We start from the raw sequence: 17893 nt of genomic DNA on the forward strand, positions 1-17893 counted from the left end.
ACTAAACCAGTTAACCGACGCTCACTTCAAACGTACTGACTAACGTGGATAGGTCCGCCGACCGATTTTTGACTTGATTAGAACTCATTTGTAACTGCTGCATACAGTTACTCATTTGTTCAGCGCTAGCGGCAACACTGAGAGTATGATCACCATGCTGATGGCTATTGCTAGAAATAAGTTCAATCACATTGAACATATTATCGGCTACTTTTGCGAGCGCTTCACTATCATTTGATGCAACTTCATTATTCACCAAGCTTTGGTTTACTTCATGAACGCCCGCTTCCATATACTCAACAGCCTGATTGGTTTGCACCATGATGCCTTCAACCACCTTACCAATGTCCGCAGCGGCGGCGGCAGTACGCCCTGCTAAGGCGCGCACTTCATCGGCAACGACAGAAAAACCGCGACCATGCTCGCCAGCCCTAGCCGCTTCTATTGCCGCGTTTAACGCCAGTAGATTCGTTTGGCTGGTAATGTCGGCAATCTCTTCTACAAAGCGACTGACATTGGAAGCATTGTCATTCAATGCCATGACAGAGGAGGCAGAAGATTGCACCACATCGCGAATGGTTTCTGTGCTTTGGCGCACGCCTTGGTATTGTTTATGGGCCTGCTGAACCGCCTCCTGCATCTTGCGTTTCATTTCTTCGGCGGTTTGCGACGCCACCGCTACCCCTTCCGCCTGCTGATTGACCAGTGTTAAGGATTCTTGGGCGGCTTGACGAACTTGAGAAGAAGCCGTGAACGCTTCTCGATTAAAGCTTTGCATTTCATCCGCCAGCGAATTCACCTCCCTCGCAGACACAATCACCTCACCAACTATGCTGTCTAATTGATCGACAAAGCTATTAATCCAACGCCCCATCTCTCCGACTTCATTGGTTGGTAATCGACTCAGTTCCATGCGCTGCGTTAGATTGCCTTCGCCTTCAGAAAGCTCTTTGATGACTTTTGTCATGCCAACTAATTGGTTCGCCGTTCGCCGCGCTCCCAAACGATCCAAACACACCAAGGCCCCCAAGCCACCGATCAGACTTAATACAAAATACAGGCTCGTATTTGGCGCGAAGAAACTGGCTAAAACGTATTGAAATACACAAACACAAAGCATCACCAAGGCGTATAAACAAAAATTCGAATAGGAGATAGACCGCGTTCTGTACACCTCTTCCAAATCCGCCTCGCACATCATGCCCCAGGTATCATCAGAGCCTGGCATGACGAACGTCACCCCTTTGCCGATAACAGGTATGTGCCGATAATCCGAATAGCCTGGGTATTTAACATAGAGGTTTTCGCCATTTTTAATGGTCTCTCGAACCCCTGGGTGCAACTCCCCTGTTGCCGGATCGGTGAATTTTAATTCAAGTTCAGTATGCTGCTTAACCGTTACCACCCCAAAAGCCGTTGTCACACCTTGTTTGAGATTTTCACCAAGAAAAAAAGCATCGTCTTCAAATCGAGACCGCGACAACGCCACCCCTTTCTGAATGCTCTTATCAAATACAGAGGACACCATGAACAAATAGTTATCACCAGACTCATGGTAGATATGACCCGCTTCTCGCTGAATCAGATCACCAATCACATCATTCGGCACCCGGACACACAAGCAACCTTGAAATACATTGCTGCGAGAAACGATCGGCAAATAAAACATTAAGGTGACGGCGTCATGAAAACTCGAGGTCGAAGCGCCAAGCGCTAAGGTGATGTCATCAGGGTAAGGGCCGTGCAAAAAACGCCCCTTTTTACTCCGCTCAAAGGCATCAAGTTGCGTGTGCTTAGTCCCTATTCTTACTTTATGAGTCGAAGCGACCAAGCCTGCTTGATCATTACAAAGGAACACTTCGGAGGCATCAGGTAAGCCTTGCTTTAACAAGGGCAAGAAAGCCGCCAACTCATCAATCTCTGTGATTTGGTGCTGGGCAACCTGATTCATTCTCGACCAAACTGTGTTCGCCCAAGTTGTTAAGATCCTAACCCTGGTTGCGGCAACCCCTTCAAAGGTGCTTTCAACGCTGGCTTGCGATTTTCGATTTAATAAACAGCTCCATTGCATTTTTAACTTGCCGGTTGATCCAAAAACAGGCAACCAGCTCTTTTCAGCCGCACTTAAATTCATCTTATCGCTTTCCAACGGTGCCATATTTGGCTCTCCCACCTACTGCTTAAAAATGTGTCATTGTCTGTATAGCGTAAAGAGGCAATCTACATGCCAACTAATTTTAAGCGTTTAACAGCCACACTAAAGGGCCTCTTAAACGATCAAAAAACGAACAAAAAACAAATAAAAACAAAGACTAAACAGTAAAAGCTCACTGCTTTTACAGGGACTACTAGAAGAGTTATCTGAGCAATTTGACAAGGGTAGAGGATCCTACTTTGTTTACGATTTATTACATCTGAGCAACCATTTCTGTATTTACATTTTAAATCCAAATAAAAAGCAGCCTCACCTTTGTTCAAGCCGCCATAGGTGCACAATAGGAGGGCGATAAATTTAATGCGCACCAATGCAAAGCAAAGTGTTCAAGCTTGATTTCTCGCAGCTATTTAAATAGTTAATCTAACAAGGTATTTTAACTATTTATTGGCGATACTTAGTGTTGTCGATAGTTCGACTTGAACGCTTAACAAGAAGAGTAATCATCTATGGAAGACAAACGCGCTTTAATCCTATCCGGAGGTGGTGCTAGAGCAGCATACCAAGTAGGCGTTCTTTCCGCGTTAGGTAAGATGGTGGAAAAAGGCAGCCCACTGCCCTTTCCAATTTTATGCGGCACCTCTGCCGGCGCACTCAACGCAACCATGCTAGCCACCAACGCGGACAACTTTACCAAAGCGGTGTCTAAACTTGCGTTTGTCTGGCGTCATCTTACCCCTGATCAAATATACACAATGGGGCGCTGGCCGATTGCCAGCTCGGTGACCAGAACATTACTCGCTCTTTTTCATCTACAAAACCGCCACAGCCCAATCGCCCTAATGGACAATGCCCCATTAAAAGCGCTGCTGGAAACCTTCATTGAGTTTCCCAATATCGACACCGCCCTCAAACAGGGACACCTAAGCGCACTTGCCGTCACCGCCATGAGCTACAGCACTGGCGAATCCACGACATTTTTCGAAGCAGAACGAAACATAAAGCCATGGCAAGGCAACCGCCGCAAAGGCATGATCGACAAGCTCACGGTCGACCATTTACTCGCCTCCAGCGCCATTCCAACCATTTTTCCCGCCCATAAAGTACAAGGTCATTATTACGGCGACGGCGCCATTCGTCAGAAATCCGCCATTTATCCAGCGTTGCAACTGGGCGCCAAGAAACTTTTTATTATTGGTGTGAGTGGCAACAGAAGCCCTAAAAAGTGGTCTAGCAAACACACAGATAAGCCTTCAAACGCTCCCAGCATGGCGCAAATACTAGGCCAATTACTTAACAGCGCCTTTATCGACAATTTGGAAGACGATATTCGTCAGCTAGAAATAATGAATAACCTGATCCGTGATTTGCCTGAGGAGAAAAAACAGCATCACGCCTTGCCCACAGAAACCTTAATCATCTCCCCTTCTGAGGAACTGAACGCCATTTCTGAGCACTACATACACACGTTGCCCAAAAACGTTCGTATCCTACTCAAAGCAACGGGAGGCTCCATCTCACAAAATGCCAGCTCTGCCGCCAGCTACTTGCTCTTTACCCCAGAATATTGTCGAGCACTGATCGAGCTTGGTTACAAAGATGCCATGTGGGAGAAAGATCGCATTCAAGCCTTTTTACACGAAGGTACGCCGTCACAATGACATTTCAAGAATCAATGCCTGTGTCGGACAAAAACAAAAAAAGCCGCTAGAAGCGGCTTTTTATTGATCTGTGATCTTAACTCAGATGGCTTATTTTAATAAACCATCTGCCCTTTTAATCAAAGGCTAAGACGACGAAGATCGCTCAACATTGAATTCAAGAAGGTCATGAAACGACCTGCATCACCACCATTTACTGCTCTGTGGTCATAAGACAGACACAAAGGCAACATAGTGCGAGGCTCAAATTCTTTGCCGTTCCAACGTGGCTCAACGTCCGCTTTGGAAACACCAAGAATTCCCACTTCAGGACAGTTCACAATTGGTGTGAAACCTGTACCGCCGATGGCACCCAGACTAGAGATAGTGAAACAACCGCCTTGCATATCAGCTGGTTTAAGCTGCTTATCCAACGCTTTCTTGATCAAAACACTGGCTTCTTTAGCAATTTCAACAACAGATTTTTTATCTGCATCGCGCAATACAGGAACAACAAGACCCGCAGGGGAATCTACCGCGATACCAATATGCACGTATTTTTTCTGAACGTAGCTTTCGCCATCGGCCATCAAAGACACGTTGAATGATGGGTTTGCCACCATCGCTTGAGCAACCGCTTTAATCAGGAATGGAAGTGGCGTTAATTTAACACCTTGTTTTTCCATTTCGCCTTTCAAGCCCTTACGGAAAGACTCTAGATCCGTAATGTCAGCTTTATCGAACTGTGTTACCTGAGGAACAACCAAAGCATTACGCACCATATTTTGGGCGGTAAGCTTTTGGATCTTACTCATTTTAACAACGTCAATGTCGCCAAACTTACTAAAGTCTTGATCAGGCACTGTTGGCAAGCCTGCACCTGTTGCTACCGCAGATCCAGCTGGGGCAGAAACGGCTTTTTGAACCGCAGCTTTAACATAAGCGTGTAGATCTTCTTTCGTGATACGACCACGAGGGCCTGTCGCACGAACAAGAGACAATTCCACACCCAGTTCACGCGCCAACATACGTACTGCAGGGCCTGCATGTACATTTTTAGACGGTGTCGCTAGAACCGCAGCTTGATCAACATTCGCCGCCGCAGGAGCGGCTTTAGGAGCAGCTGCTTGCGCAGGTGCCGCTTCTTGCTTAGCTGGTGCTGCTTTAGGCGCTGGCGCAGAAGTGGCTTCAAATTCTAAATCAAGAATTGAGTCCCCTTCAGACACTTTATCGCCTTCTTTAACGGCAATGGATTTCACAACACCTGTTTTAGGTGAAGGAATTTCCATAGAAGCTTTATCTGTCTCGAGCACGATAATAGAATCGCCTTCGTTGACAGAATCTCCCACTGCAACCGCTACTTCAATGATCTCAACCCCTTCTGCACCACCAATATCAGGTACATTTACGGTTTCAACACCACCAGCAATGGTTTCTTGAGTCGCTTCAACAACAGGTGCAGCCGCGCTTGCTTCTTCAGCAGGTGCCGCTGCAGCTGGCTGTACTTCTGCCGCCGTCTCAGTGGTAATGACCAACATATCTGAACCTTCAGATACGGTGTCCCCTACGCTAAGCAGGATTTTGCCAACTTTACCGCTGAATGGAGCAGGAATGTCCATCGACGCTTTATCCGTTTCAAGAACGATTAAAGAGTCACCTTCTGCGACGGTATCGCCTTCGGCAACACAAATCTCAATGACTTCAACGTCTGTTGCGCCACCAATATCTGGCACAGAGACTTTTTCTTCACTGCTAGACGTTGCGGCAGCGGCTTGTGGCGCGGCCTGCGGTGCTGGCTCAGCTTTCGCTTCTTCTGCCGGCTCGTCTGCTTTCGCTGGCGCAGCCTCAGCACCTTCTACTTCAAGAACTAAGACTTCAGAACCTTCTGAAACCTGATCGCCTTCTTGAACAGAAATACTGACTACTTTACCCGCGATCGGAGAAGGAACGTCCATAGACGCTTTGTCCGTCTCCAATACAATAATAGATTGGTCAACTTCTACGATGTCACCAACTTTTACACTGATCTCGATAACATCAACATCAGCTGCACCACCAATATCCGGTACTCGAATGATTTCAGTACTCACGGAAATCTCCTTTGTCATATAGACGCATCAAACTGAATGACTAACCAGACTTGAGCAAGGCTCAAGTCTGGTACCTAGCTTGTTTATAATTAGCAAGTAACTGGGTTTGGCTTCTCTGGATCTAGACCAAATTTAGCAATTGCTTCGCTAACTACAGATGCATCAATTACACCGTCTTTCGCCAATGCACTCAAAGCAGATACAACGACCCAGTAGCGGTTGATTTCGAAGAAATGACGCAATTTAGCGCGCGTATCACTTCGACCAAAACCGTCTGTACCAAGCACGTTATACGTACCTTTCATGAATGGGCGAATTTGATCAGCAAACAATTTAACGTGGTCTGTAGAGGCAATCACAGGACCTTTGTCTGCCAAGCAAGATTCTACGTATGACTGACGCGGCTCGCTTTCTGGGTGAAGCATATTCCAACGACTTGCGTCTAAACCTTCACGGCGCAATTCATTGAAAGAGGTCACACTCCAGATATCAGAGTTAACACCGTAATCATTAAAGAGAATTTCAGCCGCCGCTTCTACTTCACGAAGAATAACGCCAGAACCAAGCAATTGAACTTGTTTCTTATTGGCTTTCTTCTCATGAGATTTCAGCTTGTACATCCCTTTGATGATGCCGTCTTCGACACCTTCTGGCATGTCTTCATGAGCGTAGTTTTCATTCATTACGGTTAGGTAATAGAAAACACTTTCTTTCTCTTTGTACATACGACGCAAGCCATCTTGAACGATAACAGCCACTTCATATGAGTACGTTGGGTCATAAGAGACACAGTTAGGAATCAAGCCAGCTTGAATATGAGAATGCCCATCTTCGTGCTGTAGACCTTCACCGTTCAGCGTAGTACGACCTGCAGTAGCACCAATCAAGAAGCCTCGAGCTTGTGAATCACCCGCTGCCCAAGCCAAGTCACCAACACGTTGGAAACCAAACATTGAGTAGTAGATGTACACAGGAATCATCGGCAGATTGCTGTTACTGTAAGAGGTAGCCAAAGCCAACCATGCAGAGAATGCGCCAGGCTCATTGATCCCTTCTTGAAGAATTTGACCTTGAGCAGACTCTTTATAATACATAACTTGAGTGTGATCATGTGGCGTGTAACGCTGACCTTCAGAAGAGTAAATACCCAACTGACGGAACATACCTTCCATACCGAAAGTACGCGCTTCATCCGCTACGATTGGCACAACACGTTCACCAATGGCCTTGTCTTTCACCATCACGTTTAAGGCACGTACAAACGCCATAGTCGTAGAAATTTCACGACCTTTTGTGCCGGCAATTTGTGCTTTAAACGCATCCAATGAAGGCACTTCAAGCGCTTCACAATCACGACGACGAACCGGGAAATCTCCGTGCAGCTCTTTACGACGCGCACGTAAGTATTTCATTTCAGGGCTGTCTTCCGCTGGGCGGTAGTAAGGCAGATCCTTCAATTCTTCATCGCTGATTGGAATACCAAACTTGTCACGGAATTGAGCCAAAGACTCTTCATCCAGTTTCTTCGTTTGGTGAGCTGTGTTTTGAGCTTCGGCCGCTTTAAACATGCCGTAACCTTTAACGGTTTGCGCCAAGACAACCGTTGGTTGACCTTTATGAGTCGTCGCTTCAGCGTAAGCTGCGTAAACTTTATAAGGGTCATGACCACCGCGGTTAAGGTTCATAATGTCATCATCAGACATATCCTTAACCATCTCTAGCAATTCTGGGTATTTACCGAAGAAATGCTCACGCGTGTAGGCGCCACCATTGGCTTTGTAGTTCTGAAGTTCGCCATCGCAAACCTCATCCATACGTTTTGCCAACAAGCCTTTGTCGTCTTTTTCAAACAGAGCATCCCAATGGCGGCCCCATAAGCATTTAACAACATTCCAGCCTGCTCCACGGAACACGCCTTCTAATTCTTGGACAATCTTGCCATTACCACGAACAGGACCGTCAAGGCGCTGCAAGTTACAGTTGATGACAAAGATAAGGTTGTCTAGTTTTTCGCGACCAGCAAGTGCAATGGCACCCAAAGATTCTGGCTCATCACACTCACCATCACCTAGGAACGCCCAAACCTTACGGTCACCTTGATCAATCAAACCACGGCTATGTTGGTATTTCATAACGTGCGCTTGGTAGATCGCTTGTAGTGGCCCAAGACCCATAGAAACGGTCGGGAACTGCCAGTAATCAGGCATTAACCAAGGGTGTGGGTAAGAAGAAAGTCCTTTCCCATCTACTTCACGACGGAAGTTATCAAGTTGCTCTTCAGTCAAACGCCCTTCGATGTAAGATCGAGCGTAGATGCCTGGAGAAATATGACCTTGGAAGAAAACCATGTCCGCTTCTTGCTCACTGTCTGAACCACGGAAAAAGTGGTTGAAGCCAATGTCATAAAGCGTTGCTGCTGAAGAGAAGCTGGTAATATGACCGCCAAGAGTGGAATCTTCACGGTTTGCTTTCATTACCATTGCCAGTGCATTCCAACGGATTATGGAACGAATGCGACGCTCCATAAACAAATCTCCCGGTAACGGCTTCTCATTTTGAGGAGCGATAGTGTTACGGTAAGACGTTGTAATGGAGGCTGGCATTGCTGTGCCTGCTTTCGCAGCCTCTTTTGTCAAACGATCCAAAATGTATCGTGCGCGATCAGGACCTTCTTCTCGAAGGACAGACTCGATTGCATCAACCCATTCTTTTGTTTCGATCGGATCGATATCTTCGAGGATATGCTGCTCCGTCATAGTGTTAATAACCCCCGCTATTAGGACAGATCTCAAACCTACCAAGGACTTTTATTGTTTACCTTGGAGGCGACTTAAACGAACCAGCGGAATTTATATTAATAACACTATAAAAACCAGCCGACACGAGAAAAAGCGATACCTGACCTTTGTTTATCGGTATCGTTTTTTCTCTTTATCTAGACAGCGTTGTTATTATTTTAGAATTTGCTGTCCACTCGACTACCAAAAAGAAATTGGTAGGTTCGTTTCCATATGGGCCTATATCTACTAAGCCCTTAATTCCCTTACTATGAAATTAACACCCCGTTTTGCAGAGTGATCATAGAAAGTTCAATAAACTGTTCACCACATTGTTTGTCGTTGTCAAAATAGTCATCTGCAAACGCATTCCCTATTTCGATTTGCCAGATAGTGGGCAAATCGGTGGTTCACTCTTCCTTTATAGGTATTCAAATCAGGCGTAAGGTTAACACCTAATCGCGAAATCGCCTAGACACCTACCTCAAGATTGAATAACTTCCCCACTATAAAAAGCTCGCACATTCAGCAATAGTGGCCTTTTTTTGACTAAGGCCACTCAGCAAGCCCTTTAAAATACTGGGCGCCAAGGGAACCATTCACAAAGAATATCCCAATCATAAGCAAAATCTATTTAGGCCAAAGGCGATCATTTATTAAACGATTCTGTCTTTTTTATAACGATCGCTTTGTTGCGCTTTTGCCTTCTCAACAATAAATAGAACACTTTATAACCAATCTTTCCTTTCTCTCCACTGCCCATTGCCCCCTTTTATTTTACTAATTCACTTAATTCGCCTTTTCATCATTTGAATATCCATGAAAATTGCACAAGTGGGCGCTTCTCACACTGACGACTTCTTAGATTATCGCTACAATGGGCACTTTCTCGACATTAGAATAGGAAATAACATGACACTGTTGAATGCAGATTCACTCGAGCACATGACATCGAACGTCACTTTTGCTTTAAAAGAAGACGTAGGTGCGGGTGACATTACCGCCCAACTTATTCCAGATGACCATGAGATTACGGCGTCAGTCATCTCCAGAGAATCTGCTGTCTTATGTGGCCAAGACTGGGTAAACGAGGTTTTCAAACAGCTCGGTCATGATGTGACGCTAGAATGGCACGCCAACGACGGTGATCAACTAACCGCAAACCAACCTTTTTTAACACTAAAAGGCCACGCTCGTACTATTTTAACGGGCGAGCGCACGGCATTGAATTTCATTCAGACCTTGTCCTATACCGCTACCATTGCACGTCAATACGCAGAAGATGTCGCGGCCACGAACCTTACTATTCTTGATACACGAAAGACGCTACCAGGCTTACGCAGCGCACAAAAATACGCGGTTAAAGTCGGCGGTGCACAAAATCACAGAATTGGACTTTTTGATGCCTTCTTGATCAAAGAAAACCACATTATGGCAGCAGGCTCGATCACCAATGCGGTCAACATGGCCAAGCAAATTGCGCCAGGCAAAACCATCGAAGTGGAAACAGAAAGCTTGGCAGAGGTTGCCCTAGCCGTGGAGGCTGGCGCCGACATTATTATGTTGGACAACTTTTCCTATGAAGACATGGCAACCGCTGTCACCCGCTTTAAAGGACAAGTAAAATTTGAAGCATCTGGTAACATGGATCAAGAAAAGCTAAAACGGGTTGCCCAAACAGGGGTGGATTATGTTTCCATTGGCGCCCTCACCAAACACGTTCAAGCCATCGACCTCTCTCTTCGAGTCCATAAATAAGGAACATATGATGAGCGACAGTATATTAGTCATTAATTGCGGCAGCTCTTCTCTGAAATTTGCTGTTCTGTGTGACGAAGGACAATCCGTATTGCTCGAAGGCATTGCCGATAGACTCGGCTATACCAACAGCACTCTTACGTTTAAAAAAGACGGCAACAAAGAGTCTATCCACCTTAAAGAAGGCACTCATAAGAGCGCCGTCGCCGAAATCAAAAAGTGGTTAAGTGACAGACCGGCTATTTTGGACAGCCTAACAGGGATTGGTCACCGGGTCGTACATGGTGGCGAGACCTTTAGTCAATCTGTGCTGATTGACCAATCTGTCATAGACGGCATTGCTGAATGCGCGAATTTTGCGCCCTTACACAGCCCAGCTCATATTATCGGCATGAATGTGGCCATTGAACTCTTCCCGGGCATACCGCAAGTTGCCGTGTTTGATACCGCGTTCCACCAAACGCTCGCAGCGGAACAGTACCTTTACCCGATTCCTATGGCACTGTATCGACAGCACCACTTTCGCAAATACGGTTTTCATGGCACCAGCTATCGCTACATTAGCCGCCGTTTGGCAGAACTTGAACCAAACAGCCTACAACAAGGTGTGCTTGTCGCGCATTTAGGCAACGGCGCCAGCACCTGCGCAATCAATAAAGGCCAATCCACAGACACCAGCATGGGGATTACGCCACTTGAAGGCCTTATGATGGGGACGCGCTGTGGCAGTTTAGACCCAAGCCTGCTTTCTTTTATTGCTGAAGCGGAAGGCATTTCCTCGGCCGACGCATTGGATGTATTGAACAAAAAAAGCGGTTTGCTGGGCATCTCCGAACTGTCCAATGATTGCCGAACCTTAGAAGAAGCCATGGCACTGGGCAATGAACAAGCCAAATTAGCGCTGGATATGTTTGCCATCCGAACCGCCAAATACCTTGTTAGCGCCGCCACCACTCTCGACAGCATTGATCATTTGGTCTTTACCGGTGGCATTGGTGAAAATTCCTCCTATGTTCGCGCGGCCATATGCCAACAATTAAAAGCCTTTAATATTTACATTGATGGTGATAAAAACTCTTTACGGGGGGCGACGATGAGCATTGAGTCAAAACAGAGTCATGTCAAAGTCTGGATCATCCCAACCAACGAAGAACTTATGATTGCTTTGGATACCATCCACTTAATTCGTCAATAATTTATATTAACCAACACTCGTACAAGTAGGACCCCTTAATTATGTCGACAAACGTGTTAATGACAGTACCGACCGGACCCGGTGTTGGTTTAACATCCGTCTCTGTTGGACTGGTTCGTGCCCTAGAGCAACAAGGTTTGAAAGCGAGTTTTTTCAAACCCATCGCCCAGCCACACCCAGGCGATAGCGGCCCAGACAAATCAACCGCAATGGTCGCACAAGGATCAACGCTCACACCGGCCGAGCCAATTCCCTTGCATGAGGCCGAACGATACCTATACAACGACAATATCGAAGAGTTAATGGAAGAAATCGTTGGTCGCTTCCAAGCCAGCGTAGAGCCAGATTCCACCGTCATCGTCGAAGGTCTTGCGCTTATCTCAGGGCACCCTTATGCAACCCGCTTGAACAAAGCCATTGCGCGAACCCTTGATGCAGGCTTAGTGCTGGTCACCGCCCCTAATAATATGCGCGTGAACGAACTTGAGCATCACGTTGAAATTGCCGCTGGGTCCTACGGTGGCATTAAAGCCCCTGACGTCATTGGCTGCATTTTAAACAAAACCACTCCGGGTTCATTAGGCGTTAAATCCTATGGTGACTTATTTGCTCAGCGCGGTATTTTTAAACGCAACTTCAGTCTTCTAGGGCAAATTCCCGTTTCTGAAGAACTCACCTACCCGCGAGTCAAAGACGTTGCAGACTTTTTACAAGCCAAAATAGTCAACGCTGGCGAGATGGAATCGCGACGTGTTCAGTCCTACACTTTGTGCGCCCGTGGCGTTGAAAACATGCTGGAAGCTCTGCGTCCAGGTGTTCTGGTATTCACCCCTGGGGATCGTACCGACATCATCATGGCGACCGCCATTGCCGCGCTTAACGACACTAAAATCGCCGCTCTGGTATTAACCGGTGGCTATCAGCCTAGTGACGCACTAATGGTCTTGTGTGGCAAAGCCATGGCGAAAGGCTTGCCAGTGCTTTCTGTGACGACCAATAGCTGGGAAACGGCGATCACCATGCAGTCGTTTAACCAAGAAATCCCCTTGGACGACAAAGAACGCATATTGACCGTTAAAGAACACATTGCCCGCTGTATTGATCATGACTGGGTCAATTCTTTTGCGATGAACCAAGAAGAAAGAAAGCTGTCTCCCCCAGCGTTCCGTTATCGCTTAATAGAGCAAGCTCGATCCCTCAACAAGCGAATCATTCTTCCTGAAGGTGAAGAAATTCGCACGATACAAGCGGCGTCCATTTGCGCTGAGCGTGGCATTGCACGCTGTACGTTATTAGGCAAAGAAGCTGAAATTCTTCGTATTGCACAAAATAACGGCATTGAGCTTAGCCATGGCGTCGAAATCTTAGACCCTGAGAGCATTCGTGAACGTTATGTTGCTCCTATGGTTGAGCTGCGCAAACATCGCGGACTGACTGACATCATTGCCAGAGAGCAACTCGAAGACAATGTGGTGCTCGGTACCATGATGCTGCAAACCAACGATGTTGATGGTCTTGTGTCTGGTGCGATCCACACCACCGCCAATACCATACGTCCTGCCCTACAGCTCATTAAAACATCAAAAACTGCGTCGCTAGTCTCTTCCGTTTTCTTTATGTGCTTACCAGATCAAGTACTTGTTTACGGTGATTGCGCGATCAATCCAGACCCTACGGCCGAACAGCTCGCTGAAATTGCAATTCAAAGCGCCGATTCCGCTACCGCGTTTGGTATTGCGCCAAAAGTCGCCATGATCAGTTACAGCACCGGTGGTTCTGGTAGCGGCAATGATGTGGATAAAGTGCGAGAAGCAACCGCGATTGCACAACAGCGCCGCCCAGATTTGCTGATTGATGGGCCTTTGCAATACGACGCCGCCATCATGGAAAAAGTCGCCAAACAGAAAGCGCCTAATAGCAAGGTAGCAGGCAAGGCAACCGTGTTTATCTTCCCTGACCTCAACACAGGAAATACCACCTATAAAGCCGTGCAACGAAGCGCAGACGTAGTCAGTATCGGCCCAATGCTGCAAGGCATCCGCAAACCCGTTAATGATTTGTCTCGTGGCGCCTTGGTGGATGACATAGTCTACACCATTGCGATTACGGCCATTCAAGCTGGCCAAACCAACCAAGGCAACGCATAACCTGCCATCGATGATGGCTGGTGATTGAATGCCACAGAAATAGGCTAACGCCTTCCCATAACCTGATGAAAGCCATTTCATCAGGTTATTTTTTTATCTGCTGATCTCTCTCGTTTTTTAATGCCTGTCTTTCCTTAGCCGACCCTCAGCGTTTCTAGCGCGTCCATTTGATTGCAAAAATTCACACAAGCAAGTGGTGTTATTCCACAAATAGGCTAGTGTTTTATTAACGATTAGCAGGAAGCTAACGTCCCTTACCCTCTTCAAGGAGTGAAGAAATGAACCGTCTACGCGCCCATCAAGGTGGATTTACGCTATTGGAATTAATGGTTGTCATTGCCATTATTTCTATTCTTGCCGCCATCACCGCCCCAACGTTTACCCGTCAAATCACAAAAGCAAAACTGGTTGAAGCTCAAAATATAGCCACCCAAAGTCAATCGTTTATTGAGGAGTACATTCTGCTCAACGGGACCTTCCCATCCACCACTGAGTTCGCTGCCATAGCGCCCACGGTCGCAAGCGATTCTATTGTGAAAAGTATTGCGGTAAGCGATCAAGAAGAAGGCACTGGCAGTGTGACTGTGACACTCAACAGCGACACCGGCATTAGCGAGGGGAACTATTTCAAATACAGCAGAGATGACAGCAATGATTGGCAATGCGTCTCCGATTTAGACAGTAAGCTCCTTCCCCCGCAATGCAGCACGGTAGAGGTCGAATAGTCATGACTTTAGAGGAGATTTTAGCCAGTGCCATCAAGCTTGCTGCCAGTGACATACACATAGAACAAACTGCCGCTGGCATCCATGTCAATACACGACAATATGGCGTCATTCACGTACTGGCGAACTTAGGGGCAGACAATCCATTGATCAATCGTATTAAAATGCGAGCCAACTTAGACCTGTCTGAAACGCGCAGAACTCAAGAAGGCCAATTCAGTTTTACCTACCAACAACAAACGACGTTTGTTCGCGTAAGCCTTATCGCCACCATAAAAGGAGAAAAAGTTGCATTACGTCTGCTGCCCGAAAAAACACGCTTCAACCTTGATAGCATAGGACTGCCCGATTCTTTGCAAGTACAGCTGGTCAATCAATTGGAAAAGCCAAATGGATTAATTCTCGTCTGCGGGGCGACTGGCGCGGGCAAAAGCACAACGCTTTATTCTTGTTTAGATTATTTGAACAATGAGAAACGCACTATTTTTACCATTGAAGACCCAGTAGAGCATGAAATAAGCGGACTCTTTCAATGTGAACCAAAGCCAGAAATCGGCCTCAATGCCATCCATCTGCTAAAAGCGTTTTTACGACAAGACCCAGACATCATTATGGTGGGGGAAATCAGGGACGCAGAAACCGCCAATCTTGCGATTAATGCATCGTTAACAGGCCACCTAGTGTTAGCCACTTTGCATACGAATTCTACGCTGGATGCGATCCATCGCTGCCGCAGCTGGCAAGTCGACTTTTTTTCACTTGTCAGCTCCCTCAAGCTGATCATCCACCAAGCCATGGAATACCGCTCCAGCAGTCAAAGTGCGCTGTTTAGTGGCTTGTTGCCTTTGTGGAAAGAAACCTTGCCAATAGATTACCAGCAACTTATTGCTACCCCTTCATTGTGGCAGGCGTATAGCCATAAAAACTCAGGGGGAGCAGATGCCTTGGTTTAGCGTCAAATTTGATGGCACGACTTACTATCGATACGCCGTATCAGAACACCGTTTGTTACTGCATTATGTGTCGTTAGGGCAATGGAATATAGATTGTCGACGCTATACACCACGACACTTCAACTACAAAACCTTGCTTCTCTTTTTCACTGAAATTAACAGTGCACTGCAAAATGGACTGCAACTTAACGAAGCAATACACAGCCTTTCTGAGTCCTCCAGTAACCCAATCTTAAATAAAAACTGCTTGGCGATCTGCCATGAGCTGCATACCGGAGAAGCCTTTAACACTATTTTATCGAGACTCTCAAATCAACGCTGCCAGCCTTACTGCCAACTCATCGTTAGCGATGGCTCAAGAGAAGATTGCGAGCAAAGCATTAAAACCTCAATAGAACAACTTACGTCGCTTCTCGCGTGGTCTGCAAAACTGTTAAAAGGCATTACCTACCCCTTTTTTATCATGCAGGTCGCGCTGGCAATCAATTTGCTTCATAGCCTGTTTGCCAGCACTGACGCCCCTTCTAATCTACTACTCAACACAAGCATGTATTTAATAACGAGCTTTGTCCAAGCCATAATAGTGATCAATTTCATCAATGGAAACGCCAGTAACTGGTTTGAGACTTTCAACGCAAGCTTTCGCTTAACAAAGTTATTGGCGTTATTGAACGCCAGCCGTAAAACAGGCAAGCCCTTGCAGCAAGCACTGTACAAAATGCCTCTGCACTTTAATCACGCCACATTAAAGGAAGAGATTCTTTTTACTTACTACTCGTTACAACTCGGCAACAGCTACCAAACTAGCTTTCCCACAAGTTGGTTTCCCAAAGAATCCGCTTTAGCACTCGATGCCGCCAGTCAAAATGGGGACATCGACAGGGCCCTAACATTGGCAGCACAAGAGCATGAACGACAATGCCAGCAGGTGATTTATTGGTTTGAAAAGATCGTCCCTGCCTGCTGTCTTTTTATTGCCGCAGGCTTTGTTGTGTCCGCGTTATTGTCCATCTACCAACCTTTATTGGCACTGTCTTAATGACGCTCACGCTATTATCAGTAGCGCTGTATGCGTTCAGCTTACTGTGTCTTGGTAGTTTTGCGGCGCTGTTTTCCATTCGCTGGCCTGCCGTTAATCTCTACTTAGCCGAAAAAGAAGCCCATGAGCTGCTCTCTCTTAATTTTATAAAAACACCGCCCAAAAACAGTGTCTTTGGACGCTCCTACTGCCCCCATTGTCATCACACCCTAGGCTGGAAAGACACAATCCCTCTGTTTAGCTATTGTTATTTAAAGGGGCAATGCCGCTATTGCGCCAAGGCAATTTCAGCCTATTATTGGCGCATCGAAATACTGTTTTTGATCACAGGGCTTCCTCTTCTGTGGTTACCGCTCAGTCTTTATGAGCTGATTCTTAACACCGTTATTATCAGTGCACTGCTCAGCGCGGCCATTATTGATTACCAGCACAGACTCATTCCAAATGAATGCAGCGGCCTTGCCATCGCAGCCGCTTTAGCGCTAAACATAGGCACCCCTAATCTAGATGCGTCTATTTTAGGGGTCTTGTTGGGATATGCGATTGTTGCCCTGCTTAGAGAGTGCTATCTTTATTATCGAAACAGAGAAGGCATTGGACTTGGCGATGCAAAACTGCTTGCAGCGCTAGGCGCTTGGACATACATGGAATCGTTATTCTCTATTCTTTTGTATGCCAGCCTTTTAGGTATTGTATATACCGCTATTTATTATAAGACAGGCAGGCAAAACATACCGTTTGGCCCTTTTTTAGTCATTTCAGGCATCGCCCACTTTTATTGCATTCACTTATGAAACAGAATCATTTATCGCCCATTGTTGGGCTTGCTGGCGGCATAGGGTCAGGCAAAACCACCGTGACTCAACGCTTCAACGCACTTGGTATTCAAAGCGTCGACGCGGATGACGTTGCCCGTGAAGTTGTCCTTCCAGGATCAGACTGCCTTAACCAAATCGTAGCGCGCTTTGGCGCCAACATTCTATTAACCGATGGCAATTTAGACCGTAAAGCCCTGCGCGACATTGTCTTTAAGCACCCAGACGAAAGGCGCTGGCTTGAGTCCATTACACACCCAAAGATTAAACAATCCATCGCCGAACAACTGGCCAAAGCCTCTTCTCCTTATGTGTTATTGGTGCACCCTCTGTTGTTCGAAACTGGCCAACATAAAATCTGCCAACTCGTGATTGCCATTGACGTTCCTAAAGCGCTACAAATAAAGCGCATTATTCACCGAGATGACAGCACTGAAGAGCAAGCTCAAAGCATTATTAATGCCCAGATAAGCAATTCAGAACGATTAAAACAAGCGGACTTTATCCTTAAAAACGATAGCAATTTGATTGACTTAGATGATAAAGTCATGGAATTAAACCAGTGTATTTTAGAACGATTGAATGTAAGAGATTAAAAG

The 17893-nt window shown here is 46.3% G+C and carries 12 protein-coding genes; 9 read left to right on the forward strand and 3 right to left on the reverse strand.

Annotated elements, in window-relative coordinates; all coding sequences use genetic code 11:
• Positions 1 to 10 precede the first annotated feature (10 nt).
• Complete coding sequence (locus E0D71_RS14590; RefSeq protein WP_133004050.1) at positions 11 to 2158, reverse strand: methyl-accepting chemotaxis protein; 2148 nt, start codon at positions 2156 to 2158, stop codon at positions 11 to 13.
• Between the two features lie 506 nt (positions 2159 to 2664).
• On the opposite strand from E0D71_RS14590, the gene E0D71_RS14595 reads away from it, so the two are divergent.
• The gene (locus E0D71_RS14595) at positions 2665 to 3816 is read left to right on the forward strand and encodes a patatin-like phospholipase family protein (protein WP_133004051.1); all 1152 of its coding nucleotides are present in this window, start codon (positions 2665 to 2667) and stop codon (positions 3814 to 3816) included.
• Positions 3817 to 3935: 119 nt separating this feature from the next.
• Here the strand turns inward: E0D71_RS14595 and aceF are convergent, their stop codons facing one another.
• Both aceF and aceE read right to left on the reverse strand, forming a co-directional pair.
• Positions 3936 to 5885 carry a pyruvate dehydrogenase complex dihydrolipoyllysine-residue acetyltransferase gene (gene aceF, locus E0D71_RS14600; RefSeq protein ID WP_133004052.1) on the reverse strand — a complete coding sequence of 650 codons (1950 nt, stop codon included), beginning with the start codon at positions 5883 to 5885 and terminating at the stop codon, positions 3936 to 3938.
• Between the two features lie 89 nt (positions 5886 to 5974).
• Positions 5975 to 8641, reverse strand: a complete 2667-nt coding sequence (aceE, locus tag E0D71_RS14605) for a pyruvate dehydrogenase (acetyl-transferring), homodimeric type (RefSeq protein WP_133004053.1) — start codon at positions 8639 to 8641, stop codon at positions 5975 to 5977.
• Between the two features lie 933 nt (positions 8642 to 9574).
• On the opposite strand from aceE, the gene nadC reads away from it, so the two are divergent.
• The 8 genes from nadC to coaE all read left to right on the forward strand — a co-directional run bounded on the left by nadC (position 9575) and on the right by coaE (position 17890).
• Positions 9575 to 10420, forward strand: coding sequence for a carboxylating nicotinate-nucleotide diphosphorylase (nadC, locus tag E0D71_RS14610; RefSeq protein WP_133004079.1), 846 nt, complete (start codon positions 9575 to 9577; stop codon positions 10418 to 10420).
• 10 nt (positions 10421 to 10430) lie between these two features.
• Positions 10431 to 11615 (forward strand): acetate kinase, encoded by a 1185-nt coding sequence (locus tag E0D71_RS14615; RefSeq protein WP_133004054.1) that lies wholly within the window; start codon positions 10431 to 10433, stop codon positions 11613 to 11615.
• A gap of 41 nt (positions 11616 to 11656) precedes the next feature.
• A complete protein-coding gene (gene pta, locus E0D71_RS14620) occupies positions 11657 to 13762 on the forward strand; it encodes a phosphate acetyltransferase (RefSeq protein WP_133004055.1) in 2106 nt (701 codons plus the stop codon).
• A 278-nt stretch (positions 13763 to 14040) separates the two neighbouring features.
• Positions 14041 to 14487: a pilin gene (locus E0D71_RS14625; RefSeq protein ID WP_133004056.1), complete on the forward strand. Its 447-nt coding sequence runs from the start codon at positions 14041 to 14043 to the stop codon at positions 14485 to 14487.
• A 2-nt stretch (positions 14488 to 14489) separates the two neighbouring features.
• Positions 14490 to 15440: an ATPase, T2SS/T4P/T4SS family gene (locus E0D71_RS14630; RefSeq protein ID WP_133004057.1), complete on the forward strand. Its 951-nt coding sequence runs from the start codon at positions 14490 to 14492 to the stop codon at positions 15438 to 15440.
• Entirely contained in the window at positions 15427 to 16479 is a 1053-nt protein-coding gene (locus E0D71_RS14635) for a type II secretion system F family protein (protein WP_133004058.1), read from the forward strand. Before E0D71_RS14630 ends, E0D71_RS14635 begins: the two co-directional genes overlap by 14 nt.
• Positions 16479 to 17273: an A24 family peptidase gene (locus E0D71_RS14640; RefSeq protein WP_133004059.1), complete on the forward strand. Its 795-nt coding sequence runs from the start codon at positions 16479 to 16481 to the stop codon at positions 17271 to 17273. The genes E0D71_RS14635 and E0D71_RS14640 overlap by 1 nt, the downstream gene beginning before the upstream one ends.
• On the forward strand, positions 17270 to 17890 hold the full coding sequence (gene coaE / locus E0D71_RS14645; protein WP_133004060.1) for a dephospho-CoA kinase: 621 nt from the start codon (positions 17270 to 17272) through the stop codon (positions 17888 to 17890). The genes E0D71_RS14640 and coaE overlap by 4 nt, the downstream gene beginning before the upstream one ends.
• Positions 17891 to 17893 lie beyond the last annotated feature (3 nt).

The sequence above is a fragment of the Marinomonas sp. KMM3893 genome, from assembly GCF_004352855.1.
GTDB classification, from domain to species: Bacteria; Pseudomonadota; Gammaproteobacteria; order Pseudomonadales; family Marinomonadaceae; genus Marinomonas; species Marinomonas arenicola.

Excerpts from the sequence above, each read along its gene's own strand:
- E0D71_RS14590 (WP_133004050.1), bottom strand. The coding sequence starts at position 2,158 with ATGGCACCGTTGGAAAGCGATAAGATGAATTTAAGTGCGGCTGAAAAG.
- E0D71_RS14595 (WP_133004051.1), top strand. The coding sequence starts at position 2,665 with ATGGAAGACAAACGCGCTTTAATCCTATCCGGAGGTGGTGCTAGAGCA.
- aceE (WP_133004053.1), bottom strand. The coding sequence starts at position 8,641 with ATGACGGAGCAGCATATCCTCGAAGATATCGATCCGATCGAAACAAAA.
- nadC (WP_133004079.1), top strand. The coding sequence starts at position 9,575 with ATGACACTGTTGAATGCAGATTCACTCGAGCACATGACATCGAACGTC.
- E0D71_RS14615 (WP_133004054.1), top strand. The coding sequence starts at position 10,431 with ATGAGCGACAGTATATTAGTCATTAATTGCGGCAGCTCTTCTCTGAAA.
- pta (WP_133004055.1), top strand. The coding sequence starts at position 11,657 with ATGTCGACAAACGTGTTAATGACAGTACCGACCGGACCCGGTGTTGGT.
- E0D71_RS14625 (WP_133004056.1), top strand. The coding sequence starts at position 14,041 with ATGAACCGTCTACGCGCCCATCAAGGTGGATTTACGCTATTGGAATTA.
- E0D71_RS14630 (WP_133004057.1), top strand. The coding sequence starts at position 14,490 with ATGACTTTAGAGGAGATTTTAGCCAGTGCCATCAAGCTTGCTGCCAGT.
- E0D71_RS14635 (WP_133004058.1), top strand. The coding sequence starts at position 15,427 with ATGCCTTGGTTTAGCGTCAAATTTGATGGCACGACTTACTATCGATAC.
- E0D71_RS14640 (WP_133004059.1), top strand. The coding sequence starts at position 16,479 with ATGACGCTCACGCTATTATCAGTAGCGCTGTATGCGTTCAGCTTACTG.
- coaE (WP_133004060.1), top strand. The coding sequence starts at position 17,270 with ATGAAACAGAATCATTTATCGCCCATTGTTGGGCTTGCTGGCGGCATA.